We start from the raw sequence: 16,046 nt of genomic DNA on the forward strand, positions 1-16,046 counted from the left end.
TAAAAGCAGAGGTTTTTTTGTTCACTGGAATGGTTCGATATTTTTTTAGTTAATACTTCAACAATTTTCCCGACCACTCAGGCCGGAGAAAAGTCACCCGCTGCATCTGCATCATGCTGAGCAGCAACGGCAAATCAACGCTGCCGATAGTATAAAGGCTGTTGGCTGATTTGCCTGGTTTTAACCCGTCAGACGTCAAATCCTGTTTTTGCTGACCGGTCACTTTATGCAAACGAAAAGGATATGTTGCACAAAAACGTGATCATTGTAACACTTTATAGTTCGCATGCGAACTATTTATCCTCATCAGCTGAATCAATTCAGCTTCAATAATATCCCTATATCTCCTTGTTAAACCGCGCCAGCTCTGGTTTATAATTTGTTACTGGCTTGTACTGAATGCTTATATCACATTGTGATATAAATGCCTTTTTCAGGCTAACCAGGTGGTCCTATGCGTTTATTGCCGCTTACTCCCGCACCTGATAAGGCACAGTATGTCGCTTTATCCGAGTTCCGTTATCAGCTACGCCGCTTTCTCAATTTTTCCGAAACCGCCGCCAGGCAGGCTGGCTTAACGCCACTGCAATATTTGTTGATGCTGCATATCCAGGGCACGCCTGGGCGCGAATGGTCAAGCATCAGCGAGCTGGCTGAGCGACTGCAAATGAAACATAACGCAGTAGTCGGGCTGGTTAACCGTAGCGTGAAATCAGGATTAGTGACGCGCCAGAAAAATAGTGAGGATGGCCGCCTGATCGAGGTTCATTTACAGCCTGAAGGCTCAGCGTTGCTGGCAACGCTCGCGGCTTCGCACCAGTCTGAACTGGCTTCACTGAGTGACACTTTTCAGGTGGCACGAATTACCGCATTCAATAATGATGAGCAGGCGGGCAAGGCAACATGATGGTGGGTAAACGTGATTATGCGGTAGATCGCCGCCTGCTGATGATCTCCGCACTGGCGCTGCTGATTGGCGCAATCAGCACCCTCGCCGCCAAACTGCTGATATCCCTTATTGATCTGGCGACAAACCTGTTTTTTTATCAGCGCCTGTCGCTTGAAAATCTCTCACCGGCGCAGAATTCGCTGGGGCTGTGGGTCATTCTGATCCCTGTAGTCGGCGGATTGATCGTCGGTCTGATGGCGCGCTATGGCAGTGAAAAAATTCGAGGTCACGGCATTCCGGAAGCGATTGAAGCGATTCTGTTTGTGAAAAGCCGCATGTCGCCAAAAGTTGCGGTACTTAAACCGCTGTCATCTGCTGTGGTGATTGGTAGCGGTGGCCCTTTTGGTGCTGAGGGGCCGATTATTATGACCGGCGGATCGCTGGCCTCATTGCTTGGCCAGTATCTGCACCTGAATGCCATAGAGCGTAAAACCTTACTGGTTGCGGGTGCCAGTGCCGGGATGACAGCAATCTTTGGCACGCCGGTGGCGGCAGTTCTGCTGGCTGTCGAACTGCTGTTATTTGAACTGCGCCCGCGCAGTCTGGTACCGGTGGCGTTAGCCTGTGCGGTCGCCGGATTTTTAAGAAGCTATGCCTTTGGCGACGGGCCGCTGATGCCGCTGGAAACCGCACCGGCTGGCCCTCTGGCGCTAATAAGCTGCCTGATAGCCGGGGTCGTTATCGGCTTACTGGCGGTAGTGGTGACCCATCTGCTGCATGCAATTGAAAAAGGCTTCGCCCGGCTCCCGCTGCACTGGATGTGGTGGCCCGCACTGGGCGGCTTGATTATTGGCATCGGCGGCTATTTCCAGCCGCGTGCGCTGGGTGTCGGTTATGACGTGATTGAAGATTTACTGCATGCCAACCTGACGCTGACGGTGATATTTGCGCTGATCGCCGTCAAACTGACGATCTGGCTGTTTGCGCTGGCTTCCGGCACCTCCGGCGGCGTGCTGGCTCCGCTGTTAATGGTCGGTGCCGGTGTCGGCGCGCTACTGGCACACTGGTTGCCGGGCGGTTCGCCGCAGATGTGGGCGATGGCCGGTATGGCAGCGATGCTGGGTAGCGCGTTAGGCTCACCGTTGACTGCGATTGTATTTGCTGTGGGGATTACCCACGATGCTAACGGATTACTGCCTGATTTACTCACCACCAGCGTCGCCTGGGGTATCACTACACTGTTGCTGTCTCGCTCGATTATGACAGACAAAATTACCCGCCGCGGACAGCATATTTTTCGCGAATATGGCGTCGATCCTTTAGAGCATGCCTGGGTAGAGGATGTGATGGAACCGCAGGCGGTCACTTTCGCCCCAACCCTTGATGTCGCGGCCGCGAAAATGCGCCTGACGACACTTCCGCAGCTTCATCATACCTTTCCGGTAACGGAACAGGGACGCTGCATCGGTATGGTGGATTATCGTGCTATCCATCAGGCCGATGATCGCTTGCTGCTCAGCGAAATTCTCCGGCCGGTTGGTCAGCACTATCTGTTAGCCAGCCACACAGCGCGCCAGGCCGCAATGATGATGGCAGAAAATCAGCTGACTATTTTACCGGTGCTGAACTCTGACGATGAACAGCAACTCGCCGGGGTCATCAGCAGTAACGATCTGCTGAAACCAACTCTGCGTAACATGGAAGAAGAGTTAGTCAGGGAACGGCTGCGTTAAGCCCGAACTCCAACTGTCCCTGCGCCCGGTGGCCTGAGAGCCGCCGGGTTTATTCAACCTGCCTCATTTCGCACCGCCTGTTCCAGTACCTGATGAATCACCTGTGATAACTCATTCACCTCAAATTTTGCCACATAACCATTAGCACCCACTTTGCGCACGTGATCTTCATTGGCGCTGCCGGACAACGAAGAGTGAATCACCACCGGGATATTTTTCAGCTGGCGATCGGCTTTAATATTGCGCGTCAGGGTAAAACCATCCATTTCCGGCATTTCCATATCGGTCAGCACCAACGAAATTTTATCGTGGATCGACTCCCCCGCCGCTTTTGCCTCTTCTGCCATCTGTTTGATTTTCTCCCACGCTGCCAGGCCGTTATTAAACATCAGCGCCGGAATACCCATCGCTTTCAGCCCCTGATCCAGCATTGCACGGGCCACTCTCGAATCTTCCGCCACAATCGCCAGCGAGCCGGGCTTAAGATCGAAGCTGCGCGCAGCAATCGGTTCGTTCTTCACATTGCGCGCCGAAGGAATGATGTCATACAGAATTTGCTCAACATCCAGCACCAGCGCCATTTCATCACGGTTTTCATCATTATTCAGTAGCGCAATGCTGGTGACATTACGATTGCTGACGCGGGTATCCGCAGCGTGTACCTGGCTCCAGTCGAGCCGCACAATGTTATCCACTGACTCGATGGCAAATGCCTGAGTGTTGCGGGCATATTCGGTGACCAGCAGCAGATTCAGACCGGCGGTCGGCGTACAACCGGCGACGGCGGCAAGATCAATAACCGGGATAATCTGCCCACGGATGTTCGCCATCCCCAGCAACGGCGATTTCATCCCAGCCGCTTTGGTAAGCGTGGTCATCGGCATAATTTCGCGCAGCTTAAACACATTGATGCCAAACAACTCGGATTTTTCGTCTTGCGCCGCCGCTCCCAGCCGAAACAACAACAGCTCAAACTTATTGGACAATGTGAGATTGGCGCGATCATCGATATCTTTCTGCAAGCTATCCATTTTTACCTCTGGGTGATGGTTTTTTCGGTGTGCATACCGCGATATCAATGCGCTGCCAGAGCACAAATCGTTTGATTTCGGCTATCGCTGCAGGCTGGCGTGACTGAAATCACTGACAGGGTTATCGGCAGGGTGTGAGAAAAGTAGAGAGATCAATTCTGCTGAACAGGCTAATGCCTCAGCCCTTTAGCCCCCCGGCAAAATGGTTTACCCTGTAGCATGCGCGCGCTGCCTCTGCGTGCCAGCCAATTTTGTGACAGGGACATTTACAGTGAAACAGCAAGCCAGTCAGCCAACATTCCTTTTCCATGACTACGAAACCTTCGGCAAAAGTCCGTCACTGGACCGCCCGGCGCAGTTTGCTGGCGTACGCACCGATCTGGATTTCAATATTATTGGTGAGCCGGAAGTGTTTTACTGCCAGCCCGCTGACGACTATCTGCCGCAGCCGGAAGCGGTGATGATTACCGGAATCACGCCGCAGCAGGCGAAAGCACGCGGCGTCAGCGAGGCCGAGTTTGCCCGCCGTATCCATGCCCTGTTCAGCGAACCCAACACCTGTGTGGTTGGCTATAACAATGTCCGCTTCGATGATGAAGTGACACGCAATATCTTTTATCGTAACTTCTACGATCCCTATGGCTGGAGCTGGCAAAACGGCAATACCCGCTGGGATCTGCTGGATGTGATGCGCGCCTGCTATGCGCTTCGTCCCGAGGGTATCAACTGGCCGGAAAACGAGGATGGCATGACAAGTTTTCGCCTTGAGCATCTGACGAAAGCTAATGGCGTCGAACATGCCAATGCGCACGATGCGATGTCAGACGTTTATGCCACTATCGCCATGGCAAAGCTGGTGAAACAGCAACAGCCTAAATTGTACGACTACCTGTTCAGCCATCGCAGCAAACAGAAAATCACGACGCTGGTCGATATTCCGCAAATGAAACCGCTGGTGCATATCTCCGGGATGTTTGGCGCGTTTCGTGGCAATACCAGCTGGATAGCGCCACTGGCCTGGCATCCGGATAATCGCAATGCGCTGATTACCTGCGATCTGGCCGGTGATATGTCGCCGCTGCTGGAGCTGGATGCCGATGCGCTGCGCGCACGTCTGTATACCCCGCGTGACCAGTTGGGCGACGCGGCGGCGGTACCCATTAAACTGGTTCATATCAATAAATGTCCGGTACTGGCGCCAGCTAACACCCTACGCCCGGAAGATGCGGAACGCATTGGCATAGACCGTGAGCGCTGTCTGGCTAATCTGACGCTGCTGCGTCAGCATCCGGAGATCCGCGAAAAAGTCGTCACGCTGTTTGCCGAGGCCGAACCCTTTACCGCAGCCGACGATGTTGATGCCCGCTTGTATGATGGTTTCTTTAGTGATGCCGACCGTTCGGCGATGAACATTATTTTGCAGACGGCATCGTCAAATTTACCGGCGCTGGATTTAACCTTTAACGACTCACGTATTGAGCAGTTGCTGTTCCGCTATCGGGCACGCAACTTTCCCGGCACGCTCGACGACAGTGAACAGCAACGCTGGCTGCAACATCGCCGTGAAGCCCTGAATCCGGAGCGGGTGCAAAGCTATCTGCTGGAGCTGGAGTCACTGTTTAATCTGCATGAAGGGGATAACGACAAAATAGCGCAGTTGAAGGCGCTGTTTGATTACGCCCGCGAGCTGGTTTCTTAAGCCGCAGCTGGCAGAGTGGTCGCACGGCGGCCGCTCTGGCGGTAAGGTTTATACCTGGCTACTGTTATTTATCTGCTCAATATTAATCATCCTGTGCTGCGACACGGTTTTCTTTGGCAGCTCATCAATAATACGCTGCACTGAATCGACATAGTCATTCATTAATTCGATCACCGTTTCCAGCGGTTGGCGCGAGCCAGTCGCATCCAGATTGCTTACCTCGTCTTTCAGTATGCTAGTCACCCGCAGCAGGTTAATATGCGCCAGCTCCTGATTTTTCGCACTTTTAAAACTGGCAATATTCGCCGAAGCTTCAGCCAGTGCCAGCACAAAATCAATGCCAACTTTTATATCATTACAAATTTCATTCCATATCCTTAAATTATGTGGCGTGTCAAACGGCACCAGTCTGCCGCTTAATACGGTCGCCGTGGCGCGAATAAAACGGAAGATGCTGCTGCCAACCACGGCAATACTTTGCGAAGAGGTATCGGAATAGCCACGCTTGTGGGCGAAATAATGCAGCAGATTAGCCAGTGAATCCGACGCCATTGGCAGCTCCGCCTCACCTTTTACTTTCGCAGACCAGTCTTTCCACGCGTACCACACATCCATCCCTACCGAGCACAGCCAAATGGAGTTTACCGTCAGTGATAAGGTGTCATAAAAGTCGTTTGTCATGACGGCCATCAGCACAGAAGGAATGGATAACGCCGACATCGTAACCAATAACAGCGCCTGTTTATAAAACATCCGCTGTGCCGCATTAATCCCGTGCATCTTCGCTTTATCCAGGCAGTCATGGCTTTTTTTAACCAGACAATCAATTGAGCTGTTGAATTCATCAATCCGCTGCGGGCAGCCTGGAGGGATCATGCCAAAACTGGCAGCCAGCGAGATATCGGAAGCGGTACTGGTGCTGTTAAGTCGACTGACTAATTGATGCAAATTCTCACAGCTAATCTTTCGTGGGCACATTAAACCTCCGAAACGTTACCAGCTTAATTCAGCCAGCAATTTTTTTGCCTGCTGATAAAGATGTGCATAATTCATTTCATCACTGTCGGTGGCCTGGCAGAGAATAATCGTGGCGTCGAGCGCATCGCGAGCTTCCAGCGTACTACCCAGCGCGTTCAGACAGCAGGCAATATGAAAATAAGCCCATGGCTCATCTGCCTGCAGCCGCAGGCAGTGCATAAACAGTTTCAGCGCATGCAGGGACTCGCCCTGCTGCAGCTGGGCACAGGCAAAAGCAAAAATAAACCGACGGTCCTGTGGATTACTGATGGCGATTTCGGCAAAGCAGGTGACGGCCTGTTCAAAAGCGCCTTCATTCCACAGCTGATATCCACGCTGATAAATCTCTTCCTGCTCGCTGGCAGAGAGAAAATAACACTGCTGCATTCCGTCGCGGTTTTCCATCTTTTATACCCGTTGGTAATAATATCAATGGCTCTTATTATCCAGAGTAATAGTTTTATTCGAGAGGTTATTGACGGAATTACCATGAAATGAAATTATTTTAATTCAAATACTTCTGAATTGCTGATGCCATTTTCCAGCCCGCTACAGGCAAAAAAAAACGCTTATGAATTTATCATAAGCGTTTTTTGTCTTAGTCGATGCCGCCAGTGGCATCAGCCAGGTAAGGATTACATCAAATCTTCACTGCACTGCGGTACCGGGTTACGGAAGCTGCGCGTGACTACTGCCAGATAGGTCAGGCCAATTGCCCCCCATACCAGGCCAAGAATCATCGAGCTTTCTTCAAGATTAACCCACAGCGCACCAACGGTTAACGCGCCGCACAGCGGCAGAATCAGGAAGTTGATATTATCTTTCAGTGACTTGTTGCGTCCTTCACGAATCCAGAACTGCGAAATAACCGACAGGTTCACAAAAGTAAACGCCACCAGCGCACCGAAGTTAATTAGCGCGGTTGCCGTCACCAGATCAAAGGTCACGGAAGAGAGCGCAATTACGCCTACCAGCACCACGTTCAGCGCCGGAGTACGCCATTTCGGATGAATGTAACCGAAGAAACGCTCCGGGAACACGCCATCACGCCCCATCACATACATCAGACGAGAAACGCCAGCATGTGCCGCCATACCAGAAGCCAGTACCGTAACGCAGGAGAAAATCAGAATGCCGACCTGGAAGGCTTTACCTGCCACATACAGCATGATTTCAGGCTGCGAAGCGTCCGGATCTTTGAAACGGCTGATATCCGGGAAGTACAGCTGCAGGAAGTAGGAGACGACAATAAAGATCACCCCACCAATCAGCGCGGTCAGGAAGATGGCTTTTGGAATCACCCGGCCTGCATCTTTGGTCTCTTCTGACAGCGAACTGATACCGTCAAAACCGAGGAACGAGAAGCACAGGATGGTCGCACCGGTGATCATCGGCACGACATTGGCATTCTCAGACCAGAATGGGCGACTGCTGGTCAGCGTACCGGCACCTTCACCGTGAGCAACGCCGTAAACCACCATCCCCATAATTACCACCATTACCGCAACCTGTAACACCACAATCACGCTGTTAAAGTTAGCAACCGTTTTGATGCCACGCAGGTTGGAAATGGTCATAAAGCCCACCAGCAGCAGGACAAATATCCACGAAGGAATGCCCGGCACCAGTGCTTCAAAATAAATTTTCGCCAGCAGAATGTTGATCATCGGCATAAACAGATAATCAAGCAGTGACGACCAGCCCACCATAAAGCCCACGTGCGGGCTGATGGCTTTCTGTGCGTAAGTGTAAGCGGATCCCGCAGATGGGAAGCGGCGTACCAGCTTACCGTAACTTAACGCGGTAAACAGAATAGCAATCAGGGCAAAGGCGTATGCGGTGGCAACATGGCCATCAGTCAGACCTGAAACGATGCCAAAGGTATCGAACAGCGTCATTGGCTGCATATAAGCCAGACCCATCATTACAACAGGTAATAGCGTCAGCGTTTTTTTCAGTTGTGGGCGCGACTGCGGCGCAGCAGATGCAGAATTATGCGACATGATTCAGCCTCCCCATAGTGCCAACCTTTCTGGGTTGAACCACAGGGAAACTTCGCGAGGTGCGATAGAAACTACTTTTTATCAGAGGGGAAATAGTGGAACAGGCAGGCGAAATGCGTCCCGCAGCGGCGCCGTAGTCATCACGTTGGCGAATACCGGTAGTAACCGGTGCAGTGTTAAAATGTTGCCCCATCTTTCTTTTCCTCAACAAGTCACGTTCATGCGTGCTTAAAGCGACTATCTATCCGGAACCAGGTCCGGCCTCTGTATGTGCGATTTAGTAAAATGCAAAAAATAACCGGCGCTGTACGCGTCGGTTATTGTTTCTGTACCCAAAATCATTATGGATGCCGGAGGCATCGCTGCAACATCATTAATTCTGGGTACGTTTTGCAGGGCGCATATTCTGCACCACCTCGAGGGCAGAAGACAAGATGTTGAGACCTTCAGTAACAATTTCTTTGCTGGCGGTCAATGGAATCAGAAATCTGATCACATTCCCCCGTACGCCGCAGGGCAATAACACCAGCCCCTGCCGCCCTGCTTCCTGTACCAGTGCCTGAGTCAACGCTTTATCCGGTTTGTGACGGTCCCGCTGCTCAACCAGCTCAATAGCGATCATCGCGCCGATACCGCGCACTTCACCGATGCAGTCAACGCGTTCAGCCAGCTGTTGCAGATGCTGCGTTACCCACTCGCCCTGCGCCTGCGCTTTGAGATTGAGCTGTTCCTCTTCGATTAAGTCGATTACCGCCAGCGCGGCGGCGATTCCCACCGGCGACCCCGCATAGGTGCCACCTAAGCCACCAGCCTGTGCTTTCTGCATTAACGCCCGTTTGCCGACCAGCGCCGACAGCGGAAAACCACCAGCAAGACTTTTCGCCATGGTCATTAAATCCGGCTCAACGCCGCTGTGTTCAATGGCAAAGGTTTTTCCGGTCCGACAGAAACCACTCTGGATTTCATCGACAATCAGCACAATGCCGTGCTCATCACAGAGAGTACGCAGCTGTTGCAGAAAGTGGGTGGAGGCAGCATAGAATCCCCCTTCCCCCTGCACCGGCTCAATAATAATCGCCGCCACATCGTCCGGCGCCACGTCAGCGGCAAAAATGCCCTGTAATGCGCCAATTGCCTGCAATTCGCTGATGCCAAGATAACTTGCCGGATAAGGCGCATGAAAAATTCCGCCGGGAAACGGGCCGTAACCTTTTTTATACGGTTGCACTTTGCCGGTCAGCGCCATCCCCAGTAAAGTGCGGCCATGAAACGCCCCACGAAAAGCGATCACCGCAGTACGACCAGTGGCAATCCGCGCCACTTTAATTGCGTTTTCCACGGCTTCCGCACCGGTCGACATTAACAGCGTCTGTGTTGGCTGGTTAATCGGCACCAGCTGATTCAGCTTTTCTGCCAGTTCAATGTAGCTGCCGTAAGGCGTGACCTGAAAACAGGGATGGGTAAACTTCTCCAGCTGTGCGCTGACAGCCTGGATAACCTTCGGATGATTATGACCGGTATTCAGCACCGCAATGCCGGAGGCAAAGTCGATATAGCGCTTGCCCTCTGCATCCCACAACTCAGCATTACGCGCTTTTTCGATATAAACCTGTAAAGAATTGCCGACGCCCGGCGTTACCGCCGCCTCACGACGCGTCTGCCACTGCTGATTACTCTGCTTCATATAGTGATCCCTTTGGCATAAGTGCAAATCATCAGCATCGGCGGCCGCTATCAGCACCGCCGTTCAGGATTACGTTTAGTCATTCACGTAACGTATCAGGCATTTTTTAACATCCAGTCGATCTCTGTCGCTGTGATCAGCCGCTCAAAATGCATCAGTTCATGATGCTTACAACTGTGCCAGACAAAGCCGAAGCGTTTGCCGAGTAGCTTTTGCAATGGATAGCTCTGTTCAAACTCAACCAGCGCATCGCTCTGGCGAATCGGCAATGGATTTCCTGCGGCCTGATGACCGTTACCTTTTACCGGAGGGGGTAAAGGCAGTTGGTTATCAATGCCGTGCAGAATACCGGCCAGAATTGCCGCCACCACCAGATACGGATTAGCATCCGCGCCAGCGACGCGATACTCCACGCGATGATTATCGAGGTCACCGCAGGGAATGCGCAGCGCCACCGTGCGATTGTTGTGGCCCCACGAGGCCTGCAACGGCACAAAGGCATCGGGCAAAAAGCGGCGAAAGGCATTAACGTTGGGAGCCAGCAGCGCCATTGACGCCGGCATCAGATCGATCATCCCGGCCAGCGCACGTTTCAGCAGCGGTGAGTCGCTGCCGTCATCGCGGGCAAAAGCGTTATGATCGGCAGCATCCAGCATACTGATATGCACATGCATCCCGCTGCCAGCATACTCTTCATACGGCTTCGCCATAAAAGTGGCGTTCATCTGATGTTGCTCCGCCACCTGGCGCACCAGCCTCTTTAGCAGGATCGCATGGTCGCAGGCGCTGAGTACATTACGCGTATGGTGCAGGTTAATCTCAAACTGACCGGGCGAGGCTTCCGCCAGTGCCCCATCTGCCGGGATACCCTGCAATCCAGCCAGCGCATCAATATCCCCCAGTACTGCGGCAAAGCGATCAAGATTATCCAGCGAGTAGACCTGACTCTGCATATTACGATCGTCGCTACCCGGAGCGCAGGGTGGCTGAATATAGCCTTCAGCATCGCGTTTTTTGTCCACCAGATAGAACTCCAGCTCTACCGCTACCACCGGAAACAAACCTCGGTTACGCAGTTGCTGCCAGAGGTTATTAAGGACATTTCGCGGTTCAACGTCAAAGGGAGTGCCATCTTGATGTCGCATGGTCAACAGCACCTGCGCAAGATGTCGCGGGTCGGAAGCGGAAGGGATCAGCGTGCCGCTGACCGGAAGACAAATATTATCGGGTTCACCCAGCGCCTGGCCTAAACCGGCGGCTTCAACGGTATTGCCGAGAATATCCATGGCATAGACTGATGCCGGGAAGTAACAACCTTTTTCTGCTTTTGCAAGGCTGGCGAAGGGAATGCGTTTACCGCGAAAGACACCGTTGAGATCGTTAAGAAGAAGATCAACATACTGCGTTTCAGGATGGCGTTCCAGATAGGTTTTAACCTCAATCTGGAACGCGCTGGTTCGTTTCTCTTCACTTTGTCTCGTGAAGTCTTCTACTTCCACCAGATTTGTCATGATTCCACCCGCCATTGACCTAAGGTTTCGGTTGTGCGTGATGCTCAAAATAACAACCACATCTCTAACATAGCGCCAACAGAAAAAGTGTGCAAATGTTACAAATTGGTTTGAATAATGAACAGCTGATTGCTAGATTGGAAATCGGGTGCTCAGTTTTTGCCCAGCCGCCAGATAGCCTGACAGCACTGTGAGGGAGTGATGGGCATTATTTATAACAAGCCATTGATCGGCGTAGTGATGTGCCAGATTGTTGATGCTGGCCACCGCAGCCAGAGTGTACATAACAAATATCTCGACGCCGTTTTTTCCGCCGGTGGCGTGCCGCTTTGCCTGCCGCACTGCCTGACCAATCAACCCGAGGCATTAGCCAATGCGATGTCCGTGCTGGACGGGATTTTACTTACCGGTAGCCCGAGCAATATCGAACCCTTTCACTATGGTGCAGCCGGCACCGAGCCGCTGGCTGATCCTGGCCGCGATAAACTTGCCTTTGCGCTGATCGACCAGTCAATTAAGCGAAAAATGCCACTGCTGGCGATTTGCCGCGGCTTACAGGAACTGGTAGTGGCAACCGGCGGTAGCTTACATCGCCAGTTACACCTGCAACCCGGCTTGCAGGATCACCGTGAAAATGAAGCGCTGCCGCTGGAAGATCAATATGCCCCTGCTCATGAGGTGCAGCCAGAACCCGGCGGATTGCTGGCGAGCTTGCTTAACAGCAGCGAAAAACTGCGGGTTAACTCATTACATCAACAAGGTATCCGCACCACAGGCGCGCAACTTTGCATCGAAGCGCGCGCGGCCGATGGGCTAATCGAAGCGGTCAGTCTGCGCCAGCATCCGTTTGCGCTTGCCGTGCAATGGCATCCGGAATGGCAGAGCGAAAACTCGGCGCAGTCACGAGATTTATTTGCTGGCTTTATTCACGCCTGCCACCGCTATCAAAAAGAGATCCGCCGATAAACCAGGCCATACGGGCGAGACTAAACCAACATGATGACTCTGGAGCTGGTATGAAACACCCGGAGAGTTACTACGCGGCCACGGCAAACCATCATCAGTGCTGGCCGCAGCTGACAGAGAGCATTCAGTGCGACGTTTGCATTATTGGCGGCGGCTTTACTGGCCTGTCCTCAGCGCTGTTTCTGACCGAAGCCGGTTACGATGTGGTGCTGCTGGAAGCCGCGCAGATTGGCTTTGGTGCCAGTGGCCGTAACGGCGGACAGGTGGTCAACTCATACAGTCGTGATATTGAGGTGATTCAGCAGCGATATGGGCCAAACGTCGCCAAAATGCTGGGCAGTATGATGTTTGAGGGTGCAGATATCATCCGTGACCGTATCGATCGCTATGCAATTGACTGCGATTATCGTCAGGGCGGGATTTTTGCCGCGCTGAACGCGCGACAAATGGGCCACTTACGCGCACAGAAAACGTTGTGGGAAAGTTATGGTAACCGTGAATTAACCCTGCTGGATAGCGCAGGCATGCAGCGCGAAGTTGCATCTGAACGCTACGTCGGCGGGCTGCTCGACCGGCGCGGAGGGCATTTGCATCCGCTTAATCTGGCGCTTGGCGAGGCCGAAGCGATTCGCCGCCACGGTGGTCGTATTTATGAACAATCCGCCGCTACTGCGGTGGCGTATGGCAGCCCGAACCGGATAAAAACCGCCGGCGGCGAGGTTAGCGCAAAGTTTGTGATATTTGCCGGTAATGCTTATCTGGCACCGCAGCTGGAGCCACGACTCAGCAGTAAAAGCATGCCCTGCGGCTCGCAGATTATTACCAGCGAGCCGCTGAGCGCAGAACTGGCGCGTGCGTTACTGCCGTCTAATTATTGTGTGGAAGACTGCAACTATCTGCTGGATTATTTTCGGCTTACGGCAGATAACCGCCTGCTGTATGGCGGCGGCGTGATTTATGGCGCGCGCGACCCGCAGGATATTGATGCGCTGATTCGTCCCAAACTGCTGAAAACCTTTCCGCAGCTTGGCAACATCAAATTCAGCCACCGCTGGAGCGGTAACTTCCTGCTGACATTGTCACGGATGCCACAGTTTGGTCGACTGGAGAACAACGTCTATTATATGCAGGGCGACAGTGGGCATGGCGTCACCTGCACCCACCTTGCGGGCAAGCTGATTGCTGAAACACTGCGCGGTGATGCCGAGCGTTTTGACGCCTTCGCCAGTATTCCACATTTGCCTTTTCCCGGCGGTCGCCGCTTTAAAGTCCCGCTGACCGCCATCGGTGCCGCCTGGTATGCGCTGCGCGATCGACTGGGTGTTTAGTTTGAGAAGCCCGTTTCCGTCACGGGCGGCAGGAACACCGCCCGTGAGTTATCCGCACTATGCCAGCGGCATTTTCTGCGGATCGGGCCAGCTATATTCAAATCCGAGATCGCTGCAAATCTTATTGCCGTCGATAATTTTGCCGCTCGACGCCCCGCTGTCTGCTAAAAAAGTCGGGGGTGTCAGACCAAGCTGACGGGCAACGGCCGGATAGAACTGGCTGCGCGCCGGATGCTGCGGCGCACTCAGATTGTAGACACGTCCGCCTACCGGCGTTTGCAGCAGCAGAGTTATCGCCTCCACCACATCGTCCAGATGCACTAAATTAACGCCATGTGCGCCATCGGCCACATCCGTTCTGCCAGCCAGAAAACGCCCCGGATGACGATTTGGCCCGACCAACCCGGATAAGCGCACAATATCCACGGAGGTTCCTGGCAAATCATGCAGCCAGTTTTCCAGCTCCACCAGCGTTCTGCCGGCCACCGTTTCCGGCTCCAGCGGGCTGTCCTCGCGCATAGTTCCCGCGCCTTTACCGTAAACCGAGGTTGAACTGGTAAACACAATGCGCGGCACTTCAAATGCCAGTGCGCTGTCGACTATTTGCTGCACCGCCTGAACATATTGCTCACCGCCCTCAACCGTGCGGCTGGCCGGAAGCGTCACCACCAGCGCATCGACGCTGAGCAGCGCCTCAAGATCGTCAGAATCGCAGATCAATTCTGGCGTTAACTCCAGCTGATAACCATCAATGCCGCACATGCGCGCCGCCTCCACACCGTCCGGCGTGGTCTTGCTGCCGCTAACCTGCCAGCCACGAGCAGCCAGCGCCATCGCCAGTGGCATTCCTAACCACCCCAGTCCCACTATCGCGACTTTTTTCATGCCTCAACTCCATGCAGTTTCGCTCTGAAGGTTAAGGCTACGCCACAGACGCTATACTGACAATCAACGCTTACATCGCTTAATGAGAGAATCTTTCATGGTTGGTAAAAAAGTGTTGCCATCAGCGCTATTCCCGGTTAGGTTATTTACACATTAAATGAATACACATTCATACGGAATTTTTATGACACGCGTTCAGTTCAGCCACCATCATCACCATCACCCTGACTAGTCTTTCAGGCGATGAGTGCTGGAAGACATTTAGATCTTCCAGTGGCGCAGAACGCACAGAGAGCCCCCGGAAGATCGTCTTCCGGGGGCTTTTTTTTGGACTTAACGCGGCATCAGAACCGTAGCAAATATCAGATTGCAAACCAGCAGACAGAGGACAGAACAAATGTTAGATAAAAGCCGTTTACGCATAGCTATGCAGAAATCAGGCCGTTTAAGTGATGAATCACGCGAGCTGCTGGCACGCTGCGGCATCAAAATTAATCTCCAGCAGCAGCGCCTGATCGCCTTCGCTGAAAATATGCCTATCGATATCATGCGCGTGCGTGATGACGATATTCCGGGCCTGGTGATGGACGGCGTGGTTGACCTCGGTATCATCGGTGAGAACGTACTGGAAGAAGAGCTGCTGACCCGTCGCGCTCAGGGTGAAGATCCGCGTTATCTGACGCTGCGCCGCCTCGATTTCGGCGGTTGTCGCCTGTCGCTGGCGATGCCGGTCGATGATGAGTACACCGGTCCGCAATGCCTGCAAAATACCCGTATCGCCACCTCTTATCCTCACCTGCTGAAGCAATATCTCGATAAACAAGCGGTTAACTTTAAATCCTGCCTGCTGAATGGTTCGGTCGAAGTGGCACCTCGCGCCGGTCTGGCGGATGCCATCTGCGACCTGGTTTCCACTGGCGCCACGCTGGAAGCCAACGGCCTGCGTGAAGTCGAAGTTATCTACCGTTCAAAAGCCTGCCTGATTCAGCGCGACGGCGAGATGCCAGCCGAGAAGCAACAGCTGATCGACAAGCTGATGACCCGCATTCAGGGCGTCATTAAAGCACGCGAATCCAAATACATTATGCTGCACGCGCCAAGCGATCGGCTGGAAGAGGTGATTGCCCTGCTGCCTGGCGCCGAGCGCCCTACCGTGCTGCCGCTGGCTGGCGATCAAAGCCGTCTTGCCATGCACATGGTCAGCAGTGAGACGCTGTTCTGGGAAACCATGGAAAAATTGAAAGCGCTCGGTGCCAGCTCAATTCTGGTGCTGCCAATTGAGAAGATGATGGAGTAAGGC

At 53.1% G+C, this 16,046-nt stretch carries 14 protein-coding genes and 1 other annotated feature; of the genes, 7 read left to right on the plus strand and 7 right to left on the minus strand.

Going from position 1 to position 16,046, the window contains the following annotated elements; translation table 11 throughout:
• The first annotated feature begins 454 nt into the window (after nt 1–454).
• Together RIN69_RS14655 and RIN69_RS14660 are read left to right on the plus strand one after the other, a co-directional pair.
• Complete coding sequence (locus RIN69_RS14655) at nt 455–907, plus strand: MarR family winged helix-turn-helix transcriptional regulator (protein WP_313852674.1); 453 nt, start codon at nt 455–457, stop codon at nt 905–907.
• Entirely contained in the window at nt 904–2,622 is a 1,719-nt protein-coding gene (locus tag RIN69_RS14660; RefSeq protein ID WP_313852676.1) for a chloride channel protein, read from the plus strand. Before RIN69_RS14655 ends, RIN69_RS14660 begins: the two co-directional genes overlap by 4 nt.
• A gap of 53 nt (nt 2,623–2,675) precedes the next feature.
• On the opposite strand, the gene RIN69_RS14665 is transcribed toward RIN69_RS14660, so the two are convergent.
• The gene (locus RIN69_RS14665; RefSeq protein WP_313852678.1) at nt 2,676–3,653 is read right to left on the minus strand and encodes a chemotaxis protein; all 978 of its coding nucleotides are present in this window, start codon (nt 3,651–3,653) and stop codon (nt 2,676–2,678) included.
• A 271-nt stretch (nt 3,654–3,924) separates the two neighbouring features.
• Between RIN69_RS14665 and sbcB the strand changes: the two genes are divergently transcribed.
• Nucleotides 3,925–5,352, plus strand: a complete 1,428-nt coding sequence (gene sbcB / locus RIN69_RS14670) for an exodeoxyribonuclease I (protein WP_313852679.1) — start codon at nt 3,925–3,927, stop codon at nt 5,350–5,352.
• A 48-nt stretch (nt 5,353–5,400) separates the two neighbouring features.
• Here the strand turns inward: sbcB and RIN69_RS14675 are convergent, their stop codons facing one another.
• From RIN69_RS14675 to RIN69_RS14695, 5 genes are all read right to left on the minus strand, one after another.
• Nucleotides 5,401–6,330 carry a hypothetical protein gene (locus tag RIN69_RS14675; RefSeq protein ID WP_313852680.1) on the minus strand — a complete coding sequence of 310 codons (930 nt, stop codon included), beginning with the start codon at nt 6,328–6,330 and terminating at the stop codon, nt 5,401–5,403.
• Nucleotides 6,331–6,345: 15 nt separating this feature from the next.
• Nucleotides 6,346–6,774 carry a CesD/SycD/LcrH family type III secretion system chaperone gene (locus RIN69_RS14680; RefSeq protein WP_313852681.1) on the minus strand — a complete coding sequence of 143 codons (429 nt, stop codon included), beginning with the start codon at nt 6,772–6,774 and terminating at the stop codon, nt 6,346–6,348.
• Nucleotides 6,775–7,004: 230 nt separating this feature from the next.
• Entirely contained in the window at nt 7,005–8,372 is a 1,368-nt protein-coding gene (locus RIN69_RS14685; RefSeq protein ID WP_313852683.1) for an APC family permease, read from the minus strand.
• A 373-nt stretch (nt 8,373–8,745) separates the two neighbouring features.
• Nucleotides 8,746–10,056: a 4-aminobutyrate--2-oxoglutarate transaminase gene (gene gabT, locus RIN69_RS14690; protein ID WP_313852684.1), complete on the minus strand. Its 1,311-nt coding sequence runs from the start codon at nt 10,054–10,056 to the stop codon at nt 8,746–8,748.
• Nucleotides 10,057–10,151: 95 nt separating this feature from the next.
• On the minus strand, nt 10,152–11,567 hold the full coding sequence (locus RIN69_RS14695) for a glutamine synthetase family protein (protein ID WP_390902387.1): 1,416 nt from the start codon (nt 11,565–11,567) through the stop codon (nt 10,152–10,154).
• A 201-nt stretch (nt 11,568–11,768) separates the two neighbouring features.
• Here RIN69_RS14695 and puuD point away from each other — a divergent pair, with 201 nt between their 5' ends.
• Both puuD and RIN69_RS14705 read left to right on the plus strand, forming a co-directional pair.
• Nucleotides 11,769–12,533, plus strand: a complete 765-nt coding sequence (gene puuD / locus RIN69_RS14700; RefSeq protein WP_313852685.1) for a gamma-glutamyl-gamma-aminobutyrate hydrolase — start codon at nt 11,769–11,771, stop codon at nt 12,531–12,533.
• Between the two features lie 50 nt (nt 12,534–12,583).
• Nucleotides 12,584–13,861 (plus strand): NAD(P)/FAD-dependent oxidoreductase, encoded by a 1,278-nt coding sequence (locus RIN69_RS14705; protein WP_313852686.1) that lies wholly within the window; start codon nt 12,584–12,586, stop codon nt 13,859–13,861.
• Nucleotides 13,862–13,918: 57 nt separating this feature from the next.
• Here the strand turns inward: RIN69_RS14705 and RIN69_RS14710 are convergent, their stop codons facing one another.
• The gene (locus RIN69_RS14710; protein ID WP_313852687.1) at nt 13,919–14,746 is read right to left on the minus strand and encodes an SDR family oxidoreductase; all 828 of its coding nucleotides are present in this window, start codon (nt 14,744–14,746) and stop codon (nt 13,919–13,921) included.
• 184 nt (nt 14,747–14,930) lie between these two features.
• Between RIN69_RS14710 and hisL the strand changes: the two genes are divergently transcribed.
• Both hisL and hisG read left to right on the plus strand, forming a co-directional pair.
• Nucleotides 14,931–14,978, plus strand: coding sequence for a his operon leader peptide (gene hisL / locus RIN69_RS14715; protein WP_124231649.1), 48 nt, complete (start codon nt 14,931–14,933; stop codon nt 14,976–14,978).
• Nucleotides 14,954–15,075: a sequence feature (His leader region), on the plus strand. It overlaps the preceding gene by 25 nt.
• Nucleotides 15,076–15,143: 68 nt before the next feature.
• Entirely contained in the window at nt 15,144–16,043 is a 900-nt protein-coding gene (hisG, locus tag RIN69_RS14720) for an ATP phosphoribosyltransferase (protein ID WP_313852688.1), read from the plus strand.
• Nucleotides 16,044–16,046: the final 3 nt, after the last annotated feature.

Source organism: Winslowiella toletana, assembly GCF_032164335.1.
GTDB classification, from domain to species: Bacteria; Pseudomonadota; Gammaproteobacteria; order Enterobacterales; family Enterobacteriaceae; genus Erwinia; species Erwinia toletana_A.